The sequence below is a fragment of the Spirillospora sp. NPDC046719 genome (assembly GCF_040645715.1).
Classification (GTDB): Bacteria; Actinomycetota; Actinomycetes; order Streptosporangiales; family Streptosporangiaceae; genus Spirillospora.
In genome coordinates this window covers 1-20,296 of record NZ_JBEYYT010000153.1, presented here as the reverse complement: position 1 = coordinate 20,296, position 20,296 = coordinate 1, and the positions used below count along the sequence as shown (strand labels likewise).

22 protein-coding genes and 1 tRNA gene are annotated in these 20,296 nt (G+C 70.1%); 7 read left to right on the top strand and 16 right to left on the bottom strand.

What is annotated here, in order from left to right:
- Nucleotides 1-712, bottom strand: a 712-nt coding sequence (locus ABZ914_RS24980; protein WP_500196097.1) for an FAD-dependent monooxygenase, incomplete at its 3' end; no start/stop codon positions are given.
- Nucleotides 709-2,178, bottom strand: coding sequence for an FAD-dependent monooxygenase (locus ABZ914_RS24975; protein WP_500196095.1), 1,470 nt, complete (start codon nucleotides 2,176-2,178; stop codon nucleotides 709-711). The genes ABZ914_RS24980 and ABZ914_RS24975, both read right to left, overlap by 4 nt.
- Nucleotides 2,179-2,450: 272 nt before the next feature.
- Between ABZ914_RS24975 and ABZ914_RS24970 the strand changes: the two genes are divergently transcribed.
- Nucleotides 2,451-3,329: a helix-turn-helix domain-containing protein gene (locus ABZ914_RS24970; protein ID WP_500196093.1), complete on the top strand. Its 879-nt coding sequence runs from the start codon at nucleotides 2,451-2,453 to the stop codon at nucleotides 3,327-3,329.
- An 11-nt stretch (nucleotides 3,330-3,340) separates the two neighbouring features.
- Here the strand turns inward: ABZ914_RS24970 and ABZ914_RS24965 are convergent, their stop codons facing one another.
- The 5 genes from ABZ914_RS24965 to ABZ914_RS24945 all read right to left on the bottom strand — a co-directional run bounded on the left by ABZ914_RS24965 (nucleotide 3,341) and on the right by ABZ914_RS24945 (nucleotide 8,092).
- On the bottom strand, nucleotides 3,341-4,360 hold the full coding sequence (locus ABZ914_RS24965; RefSeq protein WP_500196091.1) for a sensor histidine kinase: 1,020 nt from the start codon (nucleotides 4,358-4,360) through the stop codon (nucleotides 3,341-3,343).
- Nucleotide 4,361: 1 nt separating this feature from the next.
- On the bottom strand, nucleotides 4,362-5,021 hold the full coding sequence (locus tag ABZ914_RS24960; RefSeq protein WP_190853586.1) for a response regulator transcription factor: 660 nt from the start codon (nucleotides 5,019-5,021) through the stop codon (nucleotides 4,362-4,364).
- A 475-nt stretch (nucleotides 5,022-5,496) separates the two neighbouring features.
- On the bottom strand, nucleotides 5,497-5,811 hold the full coding sequence (locus ABZ914_RS24955) for a helix-hairpin-helix domain-containing protein (RefSeq protein WP_500196090.1): 315 nt from the start codon (nucleotides 5,809-5,811) through the stop codon (nucleotides 5,497-5,499).
- Nucleotides 5,808-6,695 (bottom strand): LLM class flavin-dependent oxidoreductase, encoded by an 888-nt coding sequence (locus ABZ914_RS24950; RefSeq protein WP_500196088.1) that lies wholly within the window; start codon nucleotides 6,693-6,695, stop codon nucleotides 5,808-5,810. Before ABZ914_RS24950 ends, ABZ914_RS24955 begins: the two co-directional genes overlap by 4 nt.
- Nucleotides 6,696-6,847: 152 nt before the next feature.
- Nucleotides 6,848-8,092: an FAD-binding oxidoreductase gene (locus ABZ914_RS24945; RefSeq protein ID WP_500196087.1), complete on the bottom strand. Its 1,245-nt coding sequence runs from the start codon at nucleotides 8,090-8,092 to the stop codon at nucleotides 6,848-6,850.
- A gap of 261 nt (nucleotides 8,093-8,353) precedes the next feature.
- Between ABZ914_RS24945 and ABZ914_RS24940 the strand changes: the two genes are divergently transcribed.
- Complete coding sequence (locus ABZ914_RS24940) at nucleotides 8,354-8,935, top strand: recombinase family protein (RefSeq protein WP_500196085.1); 582 nt, start codon at nucleotides 8,354-8,356, stop codon at nucleotides 8,933-8,935.
- 57 nt (nucleotides 8,936-8,992) lie between these two features.
- Nucleotides 8,993-9,118: a hypothetical protein gene (locus ABZ914_RS24935; protein WP_500196084.1), complete on the top strand. Its 126-nt coding sequence runs from the start codon at nucleotides 8,993-8,995 to the stop codon at nucleotides 9,116-9,118.
- An 18-nt stretch (nucleotides 9,119-9,136) separates the two neighbouring features.
- Here the strand turns inward: ABZ914_RS24935 and ABZ914_RS24930 are convergent, their stop codons facing one another.
- From ABZ914_RS24930 to ABZ914_RS24915, 4 genes are read right to left on the bottom strand one after another with little or no spacing between them, the layout of a single operon-like run.
- The gene (locus ABZ914_RS24930) at nucleotides 9,137-10,930 is read right to left on the bottom strand and encodes a hypothetical protein (RefSeq protein ID WP_500196082.1); all 1,794 of its coding nucleotides are present in this window, start codon (nucleotides 10,928-10,930) and stop codon (nucleotides 9,137-9,139) included.
- Nucleotides 10,911-11,261 (bottom strand): hypothetical protein, encoded by a 351-nt coding sequence (locus ABZ914_RS24925; protein WP_500196080.1) that lies wholly within the window; start codon nucleotides 11,259-11,261, stop codon nucleotides 10,911-10,913. Before ABZ914_RS24925 ends, ABZ914_RS24930 begins: the two co-directional genes overlap by 20 nt.
- A gap of 1 nt (nucleotide 11,262) precedes the next feature.
- Nucleotides 11,263-12,114: a hypothetical protein gene (locus tag ABZ914_RS24920; RefSeq protein WP_500196079.1), complete on the bottom strand. Its 852-nt coding sequence runs from the start codon at nucleotides 12,112-12,114 to the stop codon at nucleotides 11,263-11,265.
- Complete coding sequence (locus tag ABZ914_RS24915) at nucleotides 12,071-12,547, bottom strand: hypothetical protein (protein ID WP_500196077.1); 477 nt, start codon at nucleotides 12,545-12,547, stop codon at nucleotides 12,071-12,073. Before ABZ914_RS24915 ends, ABZ914_RS24920 begins: the two co-directional genes overlap by 44 nt.
- A 14-nt stretch (nucleotides 12,548-12,561) precedes the next feature.
- On the opposite strand from ABZ914_RS24915, the gene ABZ914_RS24910 reads away from it, so the two are divergent.
- Complete coding sequence (locus tag ABZ914_RS24910; RefSeq protein ID WP_500196075.1) at nucleotides 12,562-12,834, top strand: hypothetical protein; 273 nt, start codon at nucleotides 12,562-12,564, stop codon at nucleotides 12,832-12,834.
- Between the two features lie 214 nt (nucleotides 12,835-13,048).
- On the opposite strand, the gene ABZ914_RS24905 is transcribed toward ABZ914_RS24910, so the two are convergent.
- Entirely contained in the window at nucleotides 13,049-14,188 is a 1,140-nt protein-coding gene (locus ABZ914_RS24905; protein WP_500196073.1) for a hypothetical protein, read from the bottom strand.
- A gap of 890 nt (nucleotides 14,189-15,078) precedes the next feature.
- On the opposite strand from ABZ914_RS24905, the gene ABZ914_RS24900 reads away from it, so the two are divergent.
- Nucleotides 15,079-15,324 (top strand): hypothetical protein, encoded by a 246-nt coding sequence (locus ABZ914_RS24900; protein ID WP_500196071.1) that lies wholly within the window; start codon nucleotides 15,079-15,081, stop codon nucleotides 15,322-15,324.
- A 367-nt stretch (nucleotides 15,325-15,691) separates the two neighbouring features.
- Here the strand turns inward: ABZ914_RS24900 and ABZ914_RS24895 are convergent.
- The 3 genes from ABZ914_RS24895 to ABZ914_RS24885 form a co-directional block, all read right to left on the bottom strand.
- Nucleotides 15,692-15,763: transfer RNA gene (locus ABZ914_RS24895), tRNA-Val, on the bottom strand.
- A gap of 80 nt (nucleotides 15,764-15,843) precedes the next feature.
- Nucleotides 15,844-16,869 carry an ABC-2 transporter permease gene (locus tag ABZ914_RS24890; protein ID WP_500196069.1) on the bottom strand — a complete coding sequence of 342 codons (1,026 nt, stop codon included), beginning with the start codon at nucleotides 16,867-16,869 and terminating at the stop codon, nucleotides 15,844-15,846.
- Nucleotides 16,870-16,893: 24 nt separating this feature from the next.
- Complete coding sequence (locus ABZ914_RS24885) at nucleotides 16,894-17,271, bottom strand: PGPGW domain-containing protein (protein WP_347256916.1); 378 nt, start codon at nucleotides 17,269-17,271, stop codon at nucleotides 16,894-16,896.
- A 327-nt stretch (nucleotides 17,272-17,598) separates the two neighbouring features.
- On the opposite strand from ABZ914_RS24885, the gene ABZ914_RS24880 reads away from it, so the two are divergent.
- Nucleotides 17,599-18,012, top strand: coding sequence for an SsgA family sporulation/cell division regulator (locus tag ABZ914_RS24880; RefSeq protein ID WP_151541842.1), 414 nt, complete (start codon nucleotides 17,599-17,601; stop codon nucleotides 18,010-18,012).
- On the opposite strand, the gene sthA is transcribed toward ABZ914_RS24880, so the two are convergent.
- On the bottom strand, nucleotides 18,013-19,425 hold the full coding sequence (gene sthA, locus ABZ914_RS24875) for a Si-specific NAD(P)(+) transhydrogenase (protein ID WP_500196066.1): 1,413 nt from the start codon (nucleotides 19,423-19,425) through the stop codon (nucleotides 18,013-18,015).
- A gap of 132 nt (nucleotides 19,426-19,557) precedes the next feature.
- Here sthA and ppgK point away from each other — a divergent pair.
- On the top strand, nucleotides 19,558-20,296 hold a 739-nt coding region (gene ppgK, locus ABZ914_RS24870; protein ID WP_500196098.1), incomplete at its 3' end, for a polyphosphate--glucose phosphotransferase.

The window sequence follows — 20,296 nt, the reverse complement described above, 5'->3', positions numbered from 1 at the left end:
CGAACTCGTGGGCCATCACCCGGGTGACGCCGTCGCCGCGCCGGGCCGCGATGGCCAGGCCCGCCGGCAGCCGCTGGAAGCGGCGGTCCGGGATCTGGACGCCGTCGACGTCCGCGCGGATCAGCTCGCGGCTGGAGTCCCGGCCCGGGAAGTCCGCGCCGATGAGCCTCCGGACCGTGCTCTGCTCGCCGTCGCAGCCGACGACATACCCGGCGCGGAAGCGGACCGGGCCGTCCGGCGTGCGGACCTCGGCGACGACATGGTCCTGATGGACGGTGAGGTCGTGCACCTCGTGCGCACGGCGGATGTCGGCGCCCAGGGCGCCCGCCCACCGGCCGAGGACCGCCTCGGTGACGGTCTGCGGCGCCTTCCACTGGCCGGGATAGGGGGTCGGCAGCGTCAGGTCGAGCGGAATGCCTCCGAAGTGGCCCATCGTGTCGTTCGGCAGCGTGCCGAACGCGTCGAGGAGCCCCCTGGCGTCGAAGAGCTCCATCGTGCGGGCGTGCAGGGTGGACGCGCGGGACTCGGTCGTCGGGGCGGGGAGACGTTCGAGCACGGTGACGTCCGCGCCGCCCAGCCGCAGCTCACCGGCGAGCAGCAGGCCCACCGGGCCCGCGCCGACCACGAGAACCCGGCGGTCCGCCGCGTCCAGGGTGGCCGTCGCGTCCAGGGTGGCCGTCGCGTCCAGGGCGGCCGTCGCGTCCGCCGTCACCGCGGGTCGCCGAACCAGCGCCGCAGGGCCATCGGCAGGTCGGCGTGACTGCCCGGCGCCGCCCACGCCACATGGCCGTCGGGGCGGACGAGGACGGCCGCGGTGCCGTCGGGCCAGGAGGGCGGCGTGGCGCCGCGGGGCTTGGCGGTGACGATGTCCACCCGGTCGGCCCATCCGGCGGCACGACGGCGCAGCGCGGGATTGTCCGCCAGATCGAGCAGGACCCCGCGGCCGCCGCGCAGCGCCTCGGTGCTGCCGCCGATCCGGGCGTCCCCGTCCAGGGCGAGGTTCGGCATGCGGCGGCCGAGCAGCGGATGCGTGCCGCCGCCGACGTCGTAGTGGATCTCCAGCCCGCTGACCATGGCGGCGAGATGCCTGGAGACCTCGTCGTAGCCGATGAGCTCGCGCATGACGTCGCGGAGGGGCTGCACCTCGGGGCCGCTGAGGAAGAGCAGGCCCTGTGCCTGCGTGTTCATGAGCAGCCGCTTGCCCACCGGGTGCCGTTCCTCGTGGTAGGTGTCGAGAAGCCCGGCGGGGGCCCGGCCCTTGACGACGGCGCCGAGTTTCCAGCCGAGGTTGACCGCGTCCTGGATGCCGGTGTTCATGCCCTGGCCTCCGGCGGGCAGATGGATGTGCGCGGAGTCGCCGGCCAGGAACACCCGGCCGCGGCGGTACTCGGTGACCTGGCGGGTGGCGTCGCCGAACGCGCTCACCCAGACCGGCTCGGCGTGCGAGATGTCGTCGCCGGTGAGCCGCTTCCACGCCGCGGCCACCTCGTCGAATTCCGGCGGCGCGGTCCGGCGGCGGGCGGGCGTGCCGCGCTCGCAGACGATGAGGCGGGTGATGCCGCCGGGCAGCGGGCCGACCATGACCATCCCGCCCGGCAGGGTCTCGCCGATCATGCGGGGTTCGAGGTCGAGCCCGCGGACGTCGGCGAGATACATCTCCATCGTGGCCGCCGTGCCGGGGAAGTCGAACCCGGCGGCCTTGCGGACGGCGCTGCGCCCGCCGTCACAACCGACCAGGTACGGCGCGGTGAGGGTGTGGGCACCGTCCGGTCCCTCGACCTCGACCTCCACCCGGTCGTCCAGGTTCTTGACCGAGACCACCGCGTGGCGGCGCCGGATGTCGCCGCCGAGGGCGGTGGCCCACTCCTCCAGCACCGTTTCGGTCTGCGACTGCGGGACGGTCTTGGCCGCCTGATGCGCACCGTCGAGCACCGCGAAGTCGACCGGAACGCCACCGAAATGGCCCACATTGCTGACCTCGATCTCGCCGAACCGCGGCAGCAGCCCGCGCTGGTCGAAGACCTCCATCGTGCGCGCGGTGAACCCCAGGCCGCGTGATTCCCCGGTTCGCTCTGCGAGCCGTTCAAGGACCACGACATTGACCCCGGCCAAGCGCAGCTCACCGGCGAGCATCATTCCCGCCGGACCCGCGCCCACGACGATCACTTCGGCGTCCACGTGCGACTCCTCGATTCCTCGCCACCCGCCGGAGAAATGCGCGACCGGAAGGTGAAGACACTCGTTGGGACGGTAGTCAATAGCTTCTTCGGAAGCTCGTCGAATGGCAAGAGAGGGGCGCTCTAAGTTTTCATGAAGCGACATCTAAAGAACGCTAGACAAGATTAGAAAGGGCTATGTCAGGCGCCGCTTAGCATTTCTAGGTCGAAGTTAGTGAACATCTTGTGCGGCCGTCTTGTTGGCGGCCTGGCGTGCTCTCTAGCGTGAAGCCTGTGACGAATTCGATCTGTAAGGCGCCGAACTGCCGCCGGACCGTGGCCGGGGCCGCGCGCCTGTGCGATCCCTGCGCCGGCGCGCTCGCCGACGACCTGTCCCTGCTGCCCGTGCTGTACGAGGAGTGCGGCCGTCTCCTCGGCGGCTCCGAACAGCGGGTCGCCGTCGGCCGCACCTCGGGCGGACCCCTGCCTGGGCTCCCGTTCAACGACGCCGCCGCCGATGCCCGGGCGGCGATCCGCACGGTGCTCGGCTCCTGGAGCGGCCTGGTCGCGGACGAACGCGGCATCGCGCGCCCGCGCCGCACGGCGGCCGGCCTGAGCCGCTTCCTGACCCGCCATCTCGGCTGGCTGTGCGGGCACGAAACCGCCGCCGAGTTCGCCCGCGAGATCGGTCGGCTGACCGGCCGCGCCCGCCGGGTGGCCCGCCCGGACGGCCGCCGCCGGGTCCCGGTCGGGGCCGCCTGCGTGGAGAGCGGCTGCGCCGGAGAGCTGGTGGCCCTGGTCAGGCCGCACGAGTCTCCGGGTGAGATCGTGTGCTCGGCCGACGCGGAACATCGCTGGGCCGCGCATGAATGGCTCCGGCTCAGCCGCCGTCTGGACCGTCATCCGGGATCGGCGGACTCAGCGCAATCGGCGGAGGCCCTGGAGCCGACGCCTTCCCCCGCCCCTGCCGCCTGGCTGACGGCGACCGAGGTGGCCCGCCTCTGGCGGCTGCCGACCGGAAGCGTCTACCGCCTTGCCAGCGAGCACCGCTGGAACCGCCGCACCCGGGCGGGCCGCACGTACTACGACGGCGCCGACGTGGAGCGTACATTCGCCCAGCGCGCCACCACCCGTACCGGCGAGGCCAAGGCCGGCAAGGCCACCGCCGGCTGACCGGCCCGGGATCACCTGACGGGGACGTTGTCGTCCTCGTCGTCCTCGTCGTCCACGACCGCCGCGGCACCGGGATCGATGACGGGGAACGTGCACCGCGCGTCCACCCCCCGGCCGCCGGGGGCCTCCGCGAGGGTCAACCGGCCGCCGTTCACCCCGACCAGCATCCCGGCGATCGACAGGCCCAGACCGCGCCCCTCCCCCTTCTCCCGCTCGCCGCGCCAGCCGCGCACGGTGGCGCGCTCACGCTCCTCGGCGGTCATGCCGGGACCCTCGTCCACCACGCGGAGGGTCGTGTCGCGCCCGCCGACCTGCACCGAGACGATGATGGTGCTCGCCCGGGGCGAATGACGGACCGCATTGTCGAGCAGGATGTCCAGCAGCTGCTCCAGCATCCCGCTCCGGGCGAGGATGACGGGCCTGCCGTGCAGCAGGGTCCGGATCGTGATGCCGTGCCGGTCCGCGACGTCGGACCAGGCGCCCGCTCGTTCGACCACCACCTCGCACATCTCGATCTCCCGCGGCGGCCTGACCTCGATCAGCTTGGCCAGCTCCAGGTGCTCGGTCAGCGTGCTGTGAAGGCGCTCGGTGTCGGCGAGCGCACGCGAGTGCAGCCGCCTGCCGGCCTCGTCCACATGACCGTCCAGGCCCTCCAGCCGGATCTGCAGCAACTGGATCTCGGTCCGCAGCTGGTGCGCCACGTCCGCGAGGAAGAACGCGTTGCTCTGCTGGGCGGTGGCTATGTCATGGACGCAGTCGAGCAGCTCCCGCAGCCAGGGCGGCGCCCGGTGCGCGGCCAGCCGTTCGATGTCGCCCGCCCGCAGCCCCCGGACCACGTCCGCGAGCGCGCGGCCGGGTTCGAGCAGCCAGAACTTCAGGGGAACGGCGAGCGCGCCGACCGCGACGAGCGCACTGCCGCCGGCGGTGGCGAGGACGTCCCAGTGGCCGATGAGCAGTCCGGCGGGCAGCACGACCGCCGACAGCGCGAGCAGAGTCAGCGCGAGCTGACCCCCGAAGATCCGTGACCACATGTCAGGCGACTAGGCGGAATCCCACGCCGCGCACGGTCTCGATGAGGCCCGCCACGCCGAGCTTCTTGCGCAGCCCCGTCATGTGCACGCCGAGCGTCCTGGTGTCGCCGGCGCCGTCGTGCCCCCAGACCTCTTCCATGATCTGGCCGCGGGTGAACGTGCGGCCGGGTTCGAAGGCCAGGAACGCCAGCAGATCGAACTCCTTGCGCGTCAGCGCGACCTCCTCCCCGTTCACCAGCACCCGCCGGAGCCGCAGGTCGAGGTGGACCCCGCCGAGTTCCTTGACCGAATCGCCGCCCGCCCACGCCCCGCGGGCGCGCCGGACCACGGCCTCGATCCGGGTGGTGAGCTCGCGGACCCGGTAGGGCTTGGCGACGAAGTCGTCCGCGCCCATCCGCAGGCCGAGCACCCTGTCGAACTCGTCGTCCCGACCGCTGACGATGATGATCGGCACGGTGGAGCTGTTGCGGATCAGCTGGCAGACCGCGAACCCGTCGAGGTCCGGGAGCATGAGATCCAGCAGGACGATGTCCACCTCGGCGCAGTGCTCGAGTGCCGCCCGCCCCTGATCGACGGCGACGGTGTCCATTCCCTGCTCTTCCAGCCGACCGGCTAATTCCTCGCTGAACTCGGCGTCGTCTTCGACGAGAAGGACCCGCATACATTCCCCTGGCTGTGTCGCTGAAGGGCGGCAGGTCATGCGCGCCCACCCCGGACGGTCAGGAACATCGACGCGAGATCGTCTAGAACGTTCCCATCCCGGAAGAGACCAATTCCCGGAACGGGTGCCCCGATGCGTGAGGTCGGCCATCGACCCGTGGTCACTCGGGAGCGTCGCGTCATTGGCGATCAACACATTCCATACTTACTCGACTCAACTCATGGAGACAAGGCCGAAGTCTCGCATAGCCAATCACGCCCCGTAACTCACCTCTTCAAGCTCGCCCCTTTCGGTACAACGTGATCCATATCACTCTTCCCTTCGAACAGAGGTCACATGCTCGTAACATCCCTTTCACATCGGATCTCCTGCTGTTCCCGTGGGTTTGGTGAGCGGTGCCGGCGGAAGCCCAATCTGGACGAGGGTGGAGCCCCCGGACGTAGATCACGAGGTCACGTTTGCATGTTCCCTTGTTCTAAGCGTCTTCGTTGGTGGTGGGTCTGGTTGCGGTAAGCAGCCGTTTGCGTTCTGGGGTGTAGTGCCACCATGGGCGGGCGGGTCGTCCTTCGGCCTGGTCCACGGCGGACATGATGGTGTCGAGCAGGCACGGGTCCAGGGCCTCACCGCAGGCGGCCGACATCTGCTCGTACACTTCGATCGGGTCCCTGCCCGTCAGCTGTGCGCTGCGGTTGATCCCGATGCGTGCGAAGTAGCCGGCCACCGCCCGGCCGACGTTGACCAGATCGGTGAGGTCGGCCCCGGCCAGATCCTTCCGGTCGTGGGAGTTCACGGCGCCGCCTCCTTGGACGGTGTCCGGCGCGTCTGGTCGAGGGCATCGGCGAGCAGGCCGATCTGCCGGGGATCGCCCGAGCAGGGCAGCAGTACCAGGTCGTCGGCGCCCGCCGCGGTCAGGCGGTCGATCTCCAGGCGTAGCCGGTCGGGGCCGGTCAGCAGGTCGGGCTGGATGTGAGGAAGGTAGTCGGGGCCGTAGTAGTGCGCCACGTAGGCTTCGGCGGTCTGGGCCGCGCCGGGTCCCAGGCAGAAGTAGCGCTCGACGATGATGCGCGGCCGTCCGGGTCGTGCGGCCCGGGTCCATTCCCGGTGGACGGCCTCGACGCCCTGTTCGAGGGTTCGCAGGCCGAAGGACGGGGCCACCCAGCCGTCGGACAGGCGGGCGGCTCGAGCGAACCCGGCGGGTACCAGACCGGCCAGGAGCAGTCCGGGACGGCCTTCAGGGAGGGCGGGGACCGGGCCGGATGCTCCAGTCGTCTCCCCGCGCCACACGGCGCGCATCGCCGCGAGGCCCGCCTCGAACGCGGCGCCGCGCCGGGTCGCCGGTACATCGCTGGCGGCGTAATCCTCGGGCCAGCCGCCCATGCCCAGGCCCACGGTCAGCCGTCCGGCGCACAGCCGCTCCAGCGAGCCGATCTGCTTGGCCAGCAGTACGGCGTTGCCCCGGTAACCGGTGTTGAGGACAGTGGTCATCAGCTCGATGCGCTCAGTTCGGACCGCCGCGGCGGCCAGCGCGACGAGCGGGTCCAGGTTGTCGTACACCAGCCGGTCGATCACCCCCAGGGAGGCGAAACCGCGCTCCTCGCTTTCAGCGGCCCAGCGCCCGATGACCGTGGCGTCCGTGTCCGGCACGGCGGCGGGCAGCCCGATTCCGACTCGCAAGACTTTCTCCCGTGATCGTGGTTGTGTGCAGGTTGGGATGCGGTGCCGTACGGACCGGCGGTGCCACTGTCAAGGACACCGGCATGGCCCCGCACCGCGTCTGAGCGAGGCGCTGACCTGAACGGCCGGGGCGCGCGGATACGGCCGCGCCGTCATGTCGACGCCTCTTTCGGGGGGATGTTGAAGTTGATCCGGAAGACGTTGCCGGGGTCGTAGACGGCTTTGAGCTCGGTTAGGCGGGTGTAGTCGCCGGGCCGGTAGGCGGTGCGGACGATGGCCGGGTCGGTGTCCTCCACACCGGCGAAGTTGATGTTGGTGCCACCGGTGCTCCAGGGGCGCAGGTCCGCCAGGAACCGGTCGCGCGACTCCCGGTTCCCGGGGGCGGGCGTCACGCCGGTGAAGAGGGAGAACGCCGCGTCCCTGCCGCCGACGCAGTTGGGGATCTCGGGCGGGCGGGCGTAGGCGCCGCCGAAATGCCGCAGCTCGGTGATGAACGGCGGCTGCGCGTCCGGTCCTGCGTTGGCCAGGAGCGTGTCGACCGCGTCCTTGCCGATCTCGTGCAGGAGCACGTTGCGGTCATAGGCCACGTAGGGGGCATCGGTGGGGTCGTGGTGGATGGTGCCGACCTCGGCGTAGGGCATGTCCCGCAGCGTGTCCATCAAGGTGGGGCCGATCTCCCGCAGCGGCCGCACCAGATCCTCTCCGCCTTCGGCGCCGCTGAAGGCGATCCGTACATGCGTGACGAACCTGCCGCGCAGCGGCGCCGGCACGCCGGGCAGGTCCGGGTTCTGTGCCAGCAGCACTGAGGAGGCCATGTGCTCCGGTAGCGAACGGGTCCATTCGGCGTAGGCGTGCAGGACGTCGCCGGTGGCATCGGCGGGGAAGTAGAGGCCGCCGCCGTACAGCCGCGACACCGGGAACAGCTCGATCTCCATGCCGACGACGACGCCGAAGTTGTCCTTGCCGCCGCGCACCGCCCAGAACAGATCGGGGTCGCTGCCAGGGCCGGCCTCGCGCAGACGGCCGTCGGCGGTGACCACGCGCAGCCGCCGTACGTGATCGGCGGCGAAGCCGAAGCGGCGGCCGAGCAGGCCCGCGCCACCGCCGGTCGTGTACCCGACCGCGCCCACGTTGGGGCTGGAGCCGTTGAGCGGCGCCAGGCCGTGCGGTCCGGCCCGCTCCACGACCTGCCGCCACCGCGTCCCCGCCTCCACCCAGGCGGACCTGGCCTGCGGGTTCACCTCGACACCGTTCAGCCGTCCGGTGTTGATCAGCACGGCGCCGTCCGCCGCCACCGAAGGGCTGTGGCCGGTGGCCATCACGCCGACAGCCCGGCCCTGCGCCACCGCCATCCGCACGGCGGCGACCACGTCCTGCTCACCGGCGGCACCGACCACGCACGCCGGATGCGATTCCACAGCCCGGTTGAGCCCCAGCCGCTCCTGGTCATACGCATGCTCACCAGGTCGAAAGATCTGGTCTGGAGATAGGTTCATGCAGGTCAACGTATTCACGCAATGGGCGGCGGTCTTGCAGGAATCGGACACCATGCGCCCGGCGAAGTCACCGGCCCCGCGAACCGCCCCGGACGGCACCCCAGGTCGAGGTGTTCCGCGAACCATCCCGATGACGGGGCCCTATCCGGAGCACTTGACCGCGTGAACGCCGCGAACGCCACGGCCCCCGGCACCGTCCAGGTGGGCTATGCCCGCTGCTCCACGGACGAGCAGGACGGCGTCGTCCAGACCGAGCAGCTGCTCGCGCGCGGCGTCCCGCAAGATCGCGTCTACATCGACCGGGGCTTCTCCGGCACCACCCGCCGCAACCGCGGCGGCCTGGACCAGGCCGCCGCGGTGTGGCCGGGCACCGTGTTCACCGTGACCAAGTTCGACCGGTTCGCCCGCAACATGGCCGAAGCCAACCAGATCCTCACCGACCCGTCCGACCGCGGCGTGCTGTTCGGGCTCGGCGGATCGGTCTACGACTGGAACGACCCGTTCGGCCGTGTAAACCCTGGCGATGGTCGCCGAGTTCGAGGCCGACCTGGGAAACCTGCGCACCCGCGAAGGCATGGCGCTGGCCAAGAAGAATGGCAAGCTCAAGGGCAAGCAGCCCAAACTGCCCGAGCCGGCACGGCTGATTTCGGGCTACCGACGAAACTCGCTGACCAGCGACAACGCGGAGCCCCCGCACAACTGGATTCCACGCCAAGCAAGATCATCTTCCACTCTCCGCCGTAAGCGCGGTGGAGGGGCCGGCATAGGGCTCGACCTGCGCGCCAGGGGATCGCCTCTCCGGTGAGCGCCGGCTCTCGGCAGAGCGCCGACGTCGGCTGCCCCGCCTTCACCGCGTTCGTGGTGTACCAGGTGGCGATCGGCGCTCTGTTGTTCGGTCTGCTCGCGGCCGGCCACCTCGACGGCTGACCCCCGCTGCCTGCTCGTTCACTCGTCGGCCGTCCACGTCTCGGCGAGTTCGGCGGCCAGCGCGGCCATCTCGTCGACGGTGAGTACGGACGGCGCCAGGGCGAAGTCCGGCGGCGGGGTGTGAAGGTCGAGGGAGAGGCCGAGGGCGGCGTTCAGCTTCTGGGCCAGGGACAACGGCGTCAGTTCGATGCGGCCGGCCAGCTCGGGCGAGGGCCACTCCGGCCGGGTGACGACCAGCGAGATGAGCAGGGCGTGCTCGGCGTCGGCCCGCATCTCGTCCGGAAGATCCGTGATACCGCGATCGACCAGGTGACCGAGCGCCGAGACGACAATGCCCGACCAGATCTCCCGGTTGACCAGAGGGGAGATGTAGGGACTCAAGCCCTCCAGGTCGGCGTGGATCGCACGGACGGCGGCGATGTGCTCCTCCGGCGGGGCACCGTCAGGGACGCAGTACAGGTCGAGGGCCGCCGCGAACATCGACAGGCGCGCCCAGCCCATCGTGCCGTGTTCCCAGCGCGGCAGCACCTCCCGCACCGTCGCCCGGAGGGGCGGCAGGAGATCGGGACGCTGCTCGTGCAGGCCGGAGAGGCTGCCGAAGAACCCGTCGAAAGCGTGCGCGACGCCCTCCCAGGACTCGGGAGGCAGGACCGCGAGGGCCGCGCGGGCGTCGGCGACGGCCTGGTCCAACTCGGCGACGTGCAGCAGGTGGTAGCGGGCTCGCAGGAACAGGGCCTCGGCGCGGTATGCGGGTTCCGCGGCCGCGTCGGCGGTGGTGAGGGCCAGGTCGAGGATGTCCGTGATGTCCTCCTCGAGGACGCCGTGGAGCAGCGCTTCGAGGCTGTGCCCGGCGCCCCGGCCGACCAGGTAGCAGCCGGTCTGGGGAAGCTGGAAACCCTGCTCGGAGAGCCAGGAGTGGGCTCGCGCGGCGTTGAGGTACCAGGAGGCGGCGCATAGGTGGAAGAACGGATCGACTTCCTCGGCCCAGCGGCCGAACTGGTGGCCGATGCGGTCGAGATGCCGGAGGAGGCGGGGGCTCGGAACGGTGGCGGGGAACAGCTCGGACGTGCGTCTCTCGACCTCGAACGCGGTGTCCAGCCACGCCTCCTGGCTCCCGTCTTCGGGCGCGTACATGCGTCGGCGTGCCAGGAGGACGACCTCCAGGGCGGTGTCGAGGGCGTTGCCGAGGCAGGCCAGTTCGTCCAGGTCGGCATCGTCGGCGCCGGGGTAGAGGGACCTCGCCGTCCGGGAGTGCTCGAACGCCTTCAGCAGGTTCGCCAAACGGTCTCCCGTGGTCAGGCGGGCGTAGGCGCCAGAGAGGTTGTCGTGCAGGTCGGCGGCCGACCGGCCGGCGACGCCGAGCCTGGTGAGGATCTCCAGCCCGGTCTCGATGTGGCGGATCGAGGTGAGCGCGTCCGGCTCCGCTACCCGGTCGCGCCCGCCTACTGGCCGCCCGTACAGGTTGCCCAGGTTGACGTGGACGGCCGCGACGTCCTCCCCGTGCGCGTCCGGGTCGAGCAACCGCAGCGCGCGGTTCATGTACCGCAGCGCCTGCCGCCGGTTGGCGATCTCGTCACCGTGCCGGCGGTTCTTGTAGAACAGCCCGAGAAGGTCGGCCGCGATCCCGAGGATGCGCCGGTCGTCCGGGCCGGGGTCGAGAGGTGCGGCCTGGAGGACGGCCTCGTAGGCCGCGATCACGTCCTGCTCCGCCGCCTCACCGAGGTCGCCGGGCAGGCCGGTGGAGAGGAGGAACGCGGCCATCCGGTCCGCCGTCCGCGCGTGCTCCAGCAGGTCACGCAGGGTCGCCGTCATCCCCGGCCGCCAGTTCCTCGGGCGTGACCTCCGCGGCGTCGTGGTCGCCGGCCGCGGTCCGCACCCTGACCCGCCGCAGCTTCGCCCAGTCGTCGCGCAGCCCGTCGAGTTCCTGCAGGAGCTGCCGCAGCCCCTGGACGAGTTGGACCCCGCCCCCGGTGACGACGACCGCCGTCGCGATGATCGTCACCGGTTCGGCGAAGCCGCTGCGCTCCAGCGCGCACGTCACCGGCCCCACCTCGTCGACGTCCGCCGCCGCGAGCCGGTCGAGCAGGACGTCGGCCAGACCGTCGGGCTCGTCGGCCACCTCCAGGACGAGTTCAAGCCGCATCTCAGTCCCCTTCCGTCGTCGGGACCAGGCCCAGCTCCCGGATCAGGCGGAGCCGCGCATCGAGTTCGTTCGCCATCGCGTGGGGGTCGCGATACTCCTGGGCGAGTTCCAGGAAAGCCGACCCCAGAAGCCGCGGCATCGGACCGTCGGACCGGTGGGCGAGGGCGGTGCCGCTCCCCCACGCCTTCTCGACGGCCCGGCGCGGCCCTTCCCCGTCCACCAGCCGCACGGCGCTGTCGAGCATCAGGAACCGCCGCAGGAGCAGCGGCGGATGGATCTGCATCTCATCGAACCGCCCGAGCGCGGACCACAGCCGGGCGGCACCGTCCCTGGCATGCACGTGCCGGTCCATCACCTCGGTCATCACCGATGCCGCCATCGCCGCCTCCACGACAGCGAGGAGCAGTGATTCGGCGTCCAGGTCGTCCCCGCCGGAGGCCTCCCAGACGAACTGCCGCACGGCCCACCGGTCGGCCTCGAACTCGAACGCCGCCCGCGCGGCGACCAGCGCCATCGGGTGGTCCACCATCCGCAGCCCGGGCCCGGACGCCCCGGGGAGCGGGAACCGCAGGTGGCCGTGCAGGACGTGCCCGACCTCGTGCAGATACAGCAGGTACAGCGACTGGACCATGGCCTGCTCGGCCGGTTCGTCCGGGACCGGGTCCTCCGCGGCGAACCACGCCGCGATCAGCTCGACCAGGCCCGTGCTGACGAGGATCTCGGCCCCCTCGCCCGCGGCGCGGGCCTCGGCGCGCGGTGCGGTCTCCGCCGTGATCCTCAACCTGGCCAGGCCGTCCCCGCCCCAGCCGTCATGGATCCGCTCCAGCGTGTCGATCAGCCGCGCTCCCGCCAAACACGCCTCCCACACGTCGCGAAGGCCAGTCTCTCAGCCCTGCCCGCGCTCCAGCAGCCAGGAGCAACATCCGGCCGTTCTCCGAGCAGCGCAGCCCCTTCCCACTTGAGCGCTGAGTCAACAACTCCGCCATGATCGTCCTGTACAGGCCAGCCTCCCCGCCGGCGGCCGCCAGGGCCGACGCCTCGACCTCCGCACCAGTCAGCATCTCAGGCGTCACCCCGTCGTAGCCGACTTCGCCGAATAGGCGACAGTCGACGGCCGCGTCGCACCCGCCACCCACTTCGCGCTGCTGGCCTCCCGCTACACGCACGACCACGGTGCCAACCCAGGACAGATCGCGGCCGTAGCGGTCAAGAACAGCCGCAACGGCGCGCTCAACCCCAACGCCCAGCGCCGCAAGCCCCGCACGCTCGACGAGGTGCTCGCCCACCCCAGATCAGCGGCATGTTCACCCGCCTGCAGTGCTGCCCGATCGGCGAAGGCGCCGCCGCCATCGTCGCCTCCGACGATGAGATCACCCGCTTCGACCTAGACCGCGATCGGGCGGTGACCGTCCTGTCGTCGACCGCCCGTTCGGAGACCGTCTGCGACGGCGAGAACTTCGACGCCGTCCTCACCCGCGAGACGACCGCTCAGGCCCTGGCCGAAGCGAACATGAGCGCTGCCGACCTCGACCTCGTCGGGCTCCGCGACGCCTTCGCCACCGCGGTGTCATGAACCTTCCGTGAGTGAGAGGCCGGCACCAGGACGACGACGGGCCGCGGGCCGATGCTGATTCCCCACGGGCAGTCCTGGCAGCTCAACTCGTGCACGGCCTCCGAGAGCATGGGAGTCAGCCGCACCGTGCCGATCGTCGCCGGTTCGAAAGGGCCCGGCGACGGGGGCATCGAGATCGTGTGGTCATTGCCCTGGACCGTAACCAGAGAGCTCGCTACTTCTGGGGCCAGGTGATGCTCTTGGCGAACTCATTGAAGTAGGATTCGCTCTTTTCGCGCATCACCCTGGACGACCCTAGCAGCTCTCTGAGGCCGGCCAGATTCCGCTTCCCGTCGGGGTTCTTCCTCTCCCTCTCGATGTCCTCGTCGATCCGCTGCAGCCACTGCCCCATGAACATGCTATAGATACTGTCTCGCCAGTTCGGGTGGATCAAGGGCGTGTACTGGAAGTACTCGACCACATGGCGGGCGGCGCATGCGCTGGCATGCTCGATCGTCACGTCATCGCCGAACCTCTCCGGAAAGAAGTCGAACATGACGAGCATCCGCTTGGCGATCTCGTTGTATTCCACATGGTTGAGGGTGGGCCTGTCCTTCATTTGTGCCAGGAGGAGCTTCAGTTCCCTTGCTGCGTCCGCTTCGCCGGTCCGGTAAGACGCGGTGTTCAGCGAAGTGAACCAGAATCGGTTCCTGGCCTGCAGCCAGTCACTGAGTCTCGTGGTCATCGCACCGATGTAGTGGCAGGCGAGGTTCGGCACCCACTCCTTGGGTTCGCTGTAGCCTTCGGTTGACTTGGCCTTGTACTGCTCTAGCTGGGCGCTGTGGATGTAGATCCGCCGGTCCCGCTTGAGCTTGCCTTCGAGCTCCCGCCGGGTCGTGTCGTCCGTCTCCTTGTCCAGTAGCGAGCTGGTCACCTTTATCGGTTCAGCCCAATAAGCATTTTTCAAAGGAATGCCCTGGCGGGTTATCCATTCATTTTCGATACTGACCGGCACGTGTTTGATCAGGCCGTTTATCGCGTGTCGATGCAATTTGCTCGACTCCGACTGAAGGCCCGGCGCGCCGGCCCAGGAGTCCGCCAGATCATTGGTGAACACCCACATCGCATGAATTCTCTCCCATGCCTCCAGGAACGTCTGCCCGATGAGCCATGATTCGATGAACCCCCGCAGCGCCCGATACGAGGTGACGTGCGCGCCCGACCCCTTGTTACTGGTGGTGTTGTTCTGGATGACTGCTTTATCGGAGGGCGCCCGATCGGTGTCGATCTTGACGATCACCTGCTGCTTCGCCGGCATTTGCTCACCCTGGGACGACCCGAGCCCGCCGGGGTGACCGAACTCCAGTTGGATCATGGCACTGCCTCTCCTGGGACTCGTTTCGCGGCGTTCCCATAGTCAACCACCACGGCTCGGCGTCATGAAGGACGAGAGAGGCAAGGGTGTCCATGCCGCCAGAATATTGCGAGAAGCGGCCAAAGGGGTGGCGCGAGAAGGCGGTCCAGCTTACAAGTGCTGTTATCGCCAGTCCTCAACTGGCCACTTCACGTCCCCACGCCAGCCGAAAAGCCCCAAGGGACTTTAGATCCGTAGGCCGAGCCCCACGGGCCCCACCATCCCCGGCAGGATGAACCCGAAAACGCCCCGGTTCTCCCGCCGCATGGCGGAGCCCCGCGGTGCTCGATGATCGCGGTTTCTCGGGCCGGTCGCACTTTATCCGGGGAAATTCCGCCGGCGGATCCGGCGCCGTTACCGCGCCGCGTACTTCGACACCCATCCCGTGTGCGATGCCACGGCGACCGGATCAGCATCACCGAGTGCGGCTCGGCGATCACTGACGGTCGCTGTGACCCCGTCATCGCCGCGCCGGGCGTCCGCCACAGGCGCACCGGCAAGACGCCCGCGGTCCCGGTGAAGCGGATCCTCCCGGGCCAAATGCTGGCAGAGGTCCTGCTCGGGACGCCCGGGCTCCGGGCCAGGAACTCCACGTCGCCGGTCGCCGGTCGCGCGGTGCGCAGGCCGAGCAACTCTGCGAGCAGGCCGGTCCAAGGGCGCCCAGGGGACGTCGACGTTGTAGAGGGTGCTCCAGCGGGACCAACGGGTCATGGGTCCTCGTCCGCACTCCGGACCGGTACGAATGCCCACACCCGCCAAGGGCGGTCGGCCCGGGCGCCGTTGCCGCCGGGGTGAGCGTTCTCGCCGGGACTGGCGTCCGCACCGTCTGGTTGGGCGCCTTGGGGTCGGGCGTGGCGACCAACGCGGGCGTGCCTGATCTACCAGGCGGTCAACGCCTGGCGGTCGGTAAGAAGCTGGCCGAGAAGGCGGAGGCCGAACAGCTCGCGTTGAAGGCGGGCGCCGCGGTCGTGTACGCCCCCGGCCTGTCGGCGGGACCCATCAACGCCACCCGCCGCATCGTGCCGGTCGCGGACCTTAAGCATCCGCTACTGCCACCTCGGATCACCCGCGCTCCACTGACCTCCCTTATTGCTTAACGAGGCGGAGGCGGGCCGCCACAGTAGCGGGCGCCGCTGCGATCGGTCGGTGAATCGACGGCGCTGGACGTCCACCACCAAGGTGAAGAGTGATGGGTCAGCCGATGGACCGACCACCACGTTCGAGTGAGCCGGAACCACCAACGGACCGCCGCGCGGCGCGGGCCGCCGAGCTGAGAAGGTGTACCCGCACCAGCTGAGGCCGGTCATCACGCAGGGAGCCGAGGCCATGAACACGGTCTTCGGTCGGAGCCGGTGGGCCTAGGTCTGGGAGCGGTGGCTCCCCGTTTGGCTCCCGGACGGGCCTGAAGATCGGAAAAAGGCCCGGAATGATCTCCGAGACCCTCGCTGACCTGCTAAAACAGGGTGGGCGATACTGGGTTCGAACCAGTGACCTCTTCGGTGTGAACGAAGCGCTCTCCCACTGAGCTAATCGCCCCGGCGGAACGTCCCGTGGGGCGTTCCGACGTCCGAAACTCTAGCGCATGTCGGGGGGTGCTCGCTCATCGAGCGCGGCGATCAGCGGGCGTGGGCGGGGGCGGTGTCGCGGCCGCCGGGGTGGCGGTGGCGCCAGACGACGAAGATCGTGGTGGCGACCAGGGACCAGGCGGCCAGCACGATGAACGGCAGGACGTGCTGGTGGGAGTGGAAGTAGATGGCGGTGTGCTGGGCGTTCACGGACGCGCCGGGCGGGAGCCAGCGGCCGATCAGGCCGAGGGGGGACGGCAGCAGGGGCCAGGAGACGGCGCCGCCGGAGGACGGGTTGCCGATCAGGACCATCAGGCCCCAGGTGGGGATCATGGCCCAGCGGCCGACGAGGGTGTTGAACATCGTGAAGACCATGCCGCTGGTGAACATGGTGAGGGCGCAGATGCCCCAGGACTCCTTGAAGGGGAGGTCCAGGACGCCGAGGAGGCCGTCGACTACGGCGCAGATCGCCAGGCCGCCGAGGACGGCGTAGGCGGCGATGAAGGAGATGCGCTCGCCGGCGTTGAGGGCGCGGGCGTGCACGCTGAGCTGGATGGCGCCCACGAAGCCGATGATCACCGAGGCGAGGGAGATGTAGAAGATCGCCAGGCCCTGGGGGTCGGTGGGCTGGAGCGGTTTGATGTCGCGGACGGTGAGGGGCACGCCGGTCTTCTGGCCGGCGATCGGGGCGGCCTGGGTGAGCAGGCGGGAGACCGAGGCGCCGGCGGCGGCCGCGACGTCCAGCTGGGCGCGGTCGCCCTGCAGGACGAGGATCGCGAACTCGCGCTGCTCGTCGACGGCGGAGCGGGCGGCGGCGTAGGTGGCGTAGTGGCGGATGGACAGGGAGGTGTCGAGGCCCGTGTCGAGGGCCTGGACGAGGTGGGCGGACTCCCCGTGGCCGGTGACGGCCATGGGGACGTGGCGGGGGGCGGGGTTGGCCATCGCGTAGCAGTAGGAGCCGGCGAACAGGCCCGCGGCGGCGGCGAGGATGAACAGCAGGACGACGGCGGGGAGGAACGGGGACTCCCGGAAGGCCGTCCAGTGCTCGCGTACCGTCCGGTGACGGGCATGATCCATGTGATCACGCTAGGTGATCGAGGATCAGTTCCAGAAGGTGAGGTCCTCGACGTTCCACGGCAGGGCGAAGCCGTAGGCGGCGAGGTAGCCGACGACGAGGGCGCCGGCGAGGACGCCTCCGGTGGCGCCGAGGACGGTGTTGCGGCGGCGCTTGCGGGGGTCGAGGGCCTTCTCCTTGGCGCGCTCGGCGGCGGCCTTGGCGCGGTGCAGGGCGGTCTGGGCCCAGGCGAACTCGGTGGCGAGGATGGCCAGGCCGAGGACGATCCCGACGATGCCGGGGCCGGGGGTGACCATCATGACGAGGCCGCCGGCGAGGACGGTCGCGCCGACCGCGAAGACGCCCGCGCGCCAGGCGGTGTTGAGGATCGGGTTGCGCCGGATGGTCTCGCGGAAGCGCCGCACGGGGCCGGATTCGCCCGGTGGAGCGTCCTTTTCATCATTAATTGTCACAGTTTTACCCTTGGCCAGAAGATCGCCGCCTCACGGTGCGAGCCTACCCGGCCGCGGCCGGTCCGCGGCGGGCGTCGGCCTTCTGGCGAAGATCGGCTTTTGCGCAGGTCAGGAGCCGGTTTTGCGAGCGTGAGATGGATCACACCACCCGGGGGGCATGGAATGTCGGACCGCGGCGCGGCAGTTAGGCGTCATAGATCGGGGGGACATCCGTGTGAGGGAGAAGCACTCACCGGAGCACCCCGCGAGCCAGCGGGACCGACGTTAGAGGGAATGGCCATGAACAGCAGTACCACAGTCTCAGCGGAGCTGGGCCTTCGTCTCGTCGTCCCCGACCGCACGAGCGTTCCCCTGCTCGCCGGGCTGGAGTACGCGGCCGACGACCCGTACGCGATCCGGATGGCGTTCTATGTGGGCGACGACGAGCCGGTGGAGTGGATCTTCGCACGGGAGCTGCTCACCGTGGGGATCGTGCGCAAGGTCGGGGACGGGGACGTCGAGGTCTGGCCGGCCCGGGACGACGGGACGTTGAACATTGCGTTGTCGTCGCCGTTCGGCAACGCCCTGTTCGAGGTGCCGCTCCCGCCCCTGGCCGACTTCCTGCACCGCACCTACCAGGCCGTCCCGGCCGGGGAGGAGAGCGAGTTCATCGACATCGACGACGAGCTGGAGAACCTGCTCTGGCCGTCGTGATCACTCGGACAGCCGGGCCATGTGGCGCATCTTGTTCATCGCGTCCAGGGCGGCGACCTTGTACGACTCGGCCAGCGTGGGGTAGTTGAACACCGCGTTGACCAGGTAGTCGACGGTGCCGCCCAGGCCCATGACCGTCTGCCCGATGTGCACCAGCTCGGTGGCCCCGGTGCCGAAGACGTGCACGCCGAGGAGCCTGCGGTCCTCCGGGGAGACCAGGAGCTTGAGCATCCCGTAGGAATCGCCGATGATCTGGCCGCGGGCCAGCTCGCGGTAGCGCGACACGCCGACCTCGAAGGGCACCTTCGCCTCGGTCAGGGCGTCCTCGGTACGGCCGACGAAGCTGATCTCCGGGATGGTGTAGATCCCGATCGGCTGCAGGTCGATGATGTCCGACACCGGCTCGCCGCACGCGTGGTGGGCCGCGAGGCGCCCCTGCTCCATCGAGGTGGCCGCCAGGGACGGGAAGCCGATCACGTCGCCGACGGCGTAGATGTGCGGGACCTCGGTGCGGTAGTGCTCGTCCACCTTGATGCGGCCGCGGCGGTCCGCGGCGAGACCCGCCGCCTCCAGCTGCAGGCCGTCCGTCATGCCCTGGCGCCCGGCGGAGTACATCACGGTGTCGGCGGGGATGCGCTTGCCGCTCTCCAGCACGGTGATCGCGCCGCGCGCCATTCGCTCGACGGACGCGACGGTCTCCCCGAACCGGAAGGTGACCGCGAGGTCGCGCAGGTGGTACTTGAGGGCCTCGACGATCTCCAGGTCGCAGAACTCCAGCATCCGCTCGCGCCGCTCGACCACGGTGACCTTGGTGCCGAGCGCGGCGAACATCGAGGCGTACTCGATGCCGATGACCCCGGCGCCGACCACGACCATCGTCTCGGGGACGTGGTCCAGGTTGATGATGCCGTCCGAGTCGATGATCGTCTTCTCGTCGAACGCGACGCTCTCCGGGCGCGCGGGGCGGGTGCCGGTCGCGATCACGATCCGGTCGGCGGTGACCTTCTGCTCCCGCCCGCCCGGTTCCCGCCCGCCGGAGACGGCGACCGCGTTCGGCTCGACGAACCGGCCGGTGCCCGGCAGCACGGTGACGTGGTTGCGGGCCAGCTGGCTGCGGATCACGTCGGTCTCCCGGCCGATGACGTGCTGGGTCCGCATGCCGAGGTCGGCGACCGTGATGTCGTCCTTGACCCGGTAGCTCTGGCCGTACAGCTCGCGCTGGTTGAGGCCGGTGAGGTAGAGGACGGCCTCGCGGAGGGTCTTGGACGGGATCGTCCCGGTGTTGATGCAGACCCCGCCGATCATCTCGCGGCGATCGACGACGGCCACCTTCCGGCCGAGCTTGGCGGCGGCGATGGCCGCCCGCTGCCCGCCGGGGCCCGAACCGAGGACGAGGAGATCGAAGTCATTCACGTTTCCAGTCTGACCGGGGGCCGCGCCCGGCATAAGGGTTTCCCGGGGACGAATCGCGATCTTCACGGCCTACCCTGGCCGTCGAACGGGCACAGGGAGATCAGGAAGCGGGGGCAGGGGTAGGTCATGAGCATGCGGATGCTGGGGATCGACATCGGCGGGTCGGGGATCAAGGGCGCCCCGGTCGACCTGTCCACCGGGGAGCTGGCCGAGGACCGGTACCGGGTCGCGACGCCGCAGCCGTCCGAGCCCGGCCCGGTGGCCGAGGTGGTCGCCGACGTGGTCCGGCACTTCGACTGGGACGGGCCGGTCGGCGTCACCTACCCGGGCGTGGTGATCGACGGGGTGACGCTGTCGGCGGCGAACGTGTCGGAGCGCTGGCTGGGGCTGGACGCGGCGTCGCTGATGGCGGACGCGACCGGGCGGGAGATCACCCTGCTGAACGACGCGGACGCGGCCGGGGTCGCGGAGATGCGGCTCGGCGCGGGACGCGATCGCAAGGGCACGGTGGTGGTGCTGACGCTCGGGACGGGCATCGGCAGCGCGCTGTTCACCGACGGGGTGCTGGTGCCGAACACCGAGTTCGGGCACATCGAGATCCGCGGGAAGGACGCCGAGGTGCGGGCGTCGGCGAAGGCCCGCGAGGAGCACGACCTCGGCTGGGAGCGGTGGGCGAAGCGGCTGAGCGAGTACATGGCCCGGCTGGAGGCGCTGATCTCGCCGTCGCTGATCATCGTGGGCGGCGGGGTGAGCAAGAAGGCGGACCGGTTCGTCCCGCTGATCGAGGGCGTGCGGGCGCCGATCGTCCCGGCGCGGCTGGTGAACAACGCCGGGATCGTCGGCGCGGCGATGGCGGCGGCCGCGGCGCATC

Coding starts and splice junctions, on each gene's coding strand:
- ABZ914_RS24910 (WP_500196075.1), top strand. CDS start 12,562: ATGTTCACCCGCCTGCAGTGCTGCCCGATCGGCGAAGGCGCCGCCGCC.
- ABZ914_RS24960 (WP_190853586.1), bottom strand. CDS start 5,021: ATGCGGGTCCTTCTCGTCGAAGACGACGCCGAGTTCAGCGAGGAATTA.
- ABZ914_RS24905 (WP_500196073.1), bottom strand. CDS start 14,188: ATGATCCAACTGGAGTTCGGTCACCCCGGCGGGCTCGGGTCGTCCCAG.
- ABZ914_RS24890 (WP_500196069.1), bottom strand. CDS start 16,869: ATGGATCATGCCCGTCACCGGACGGTACGCGAGCACTGGACGGCCTTC.
- ABZ914_RS24925 (WP_500196080.1), bottom strand. CDS start 11,261: ATGCGGCTTGAACTCGTCCTGGAGGTGGCCGACGAGCCCGACGGTCTG.
- ABZ914_RS24930 (WP_500196082.1), bottom strand. CDS start 10,930: ATGACGGCGACCCTGCGTGACCTGCTGGAGCACGCGCGGACGGCGGAC.
- ABZ914_RS24880 (WP_151541842.1), top strand. CDS start 17,599: ATGAACAGCAGTACCACAGTCTCAGCGGAGCTGGGCCTTCGTCTCGTC.
- ABZ914_RS24965 (WP_500196091.1), bottom strand. CDS start 4,360: ATGTGGTCACGGATCTTCGGGGGTCAGCTCGCGCTGACTCTGCTCGCG.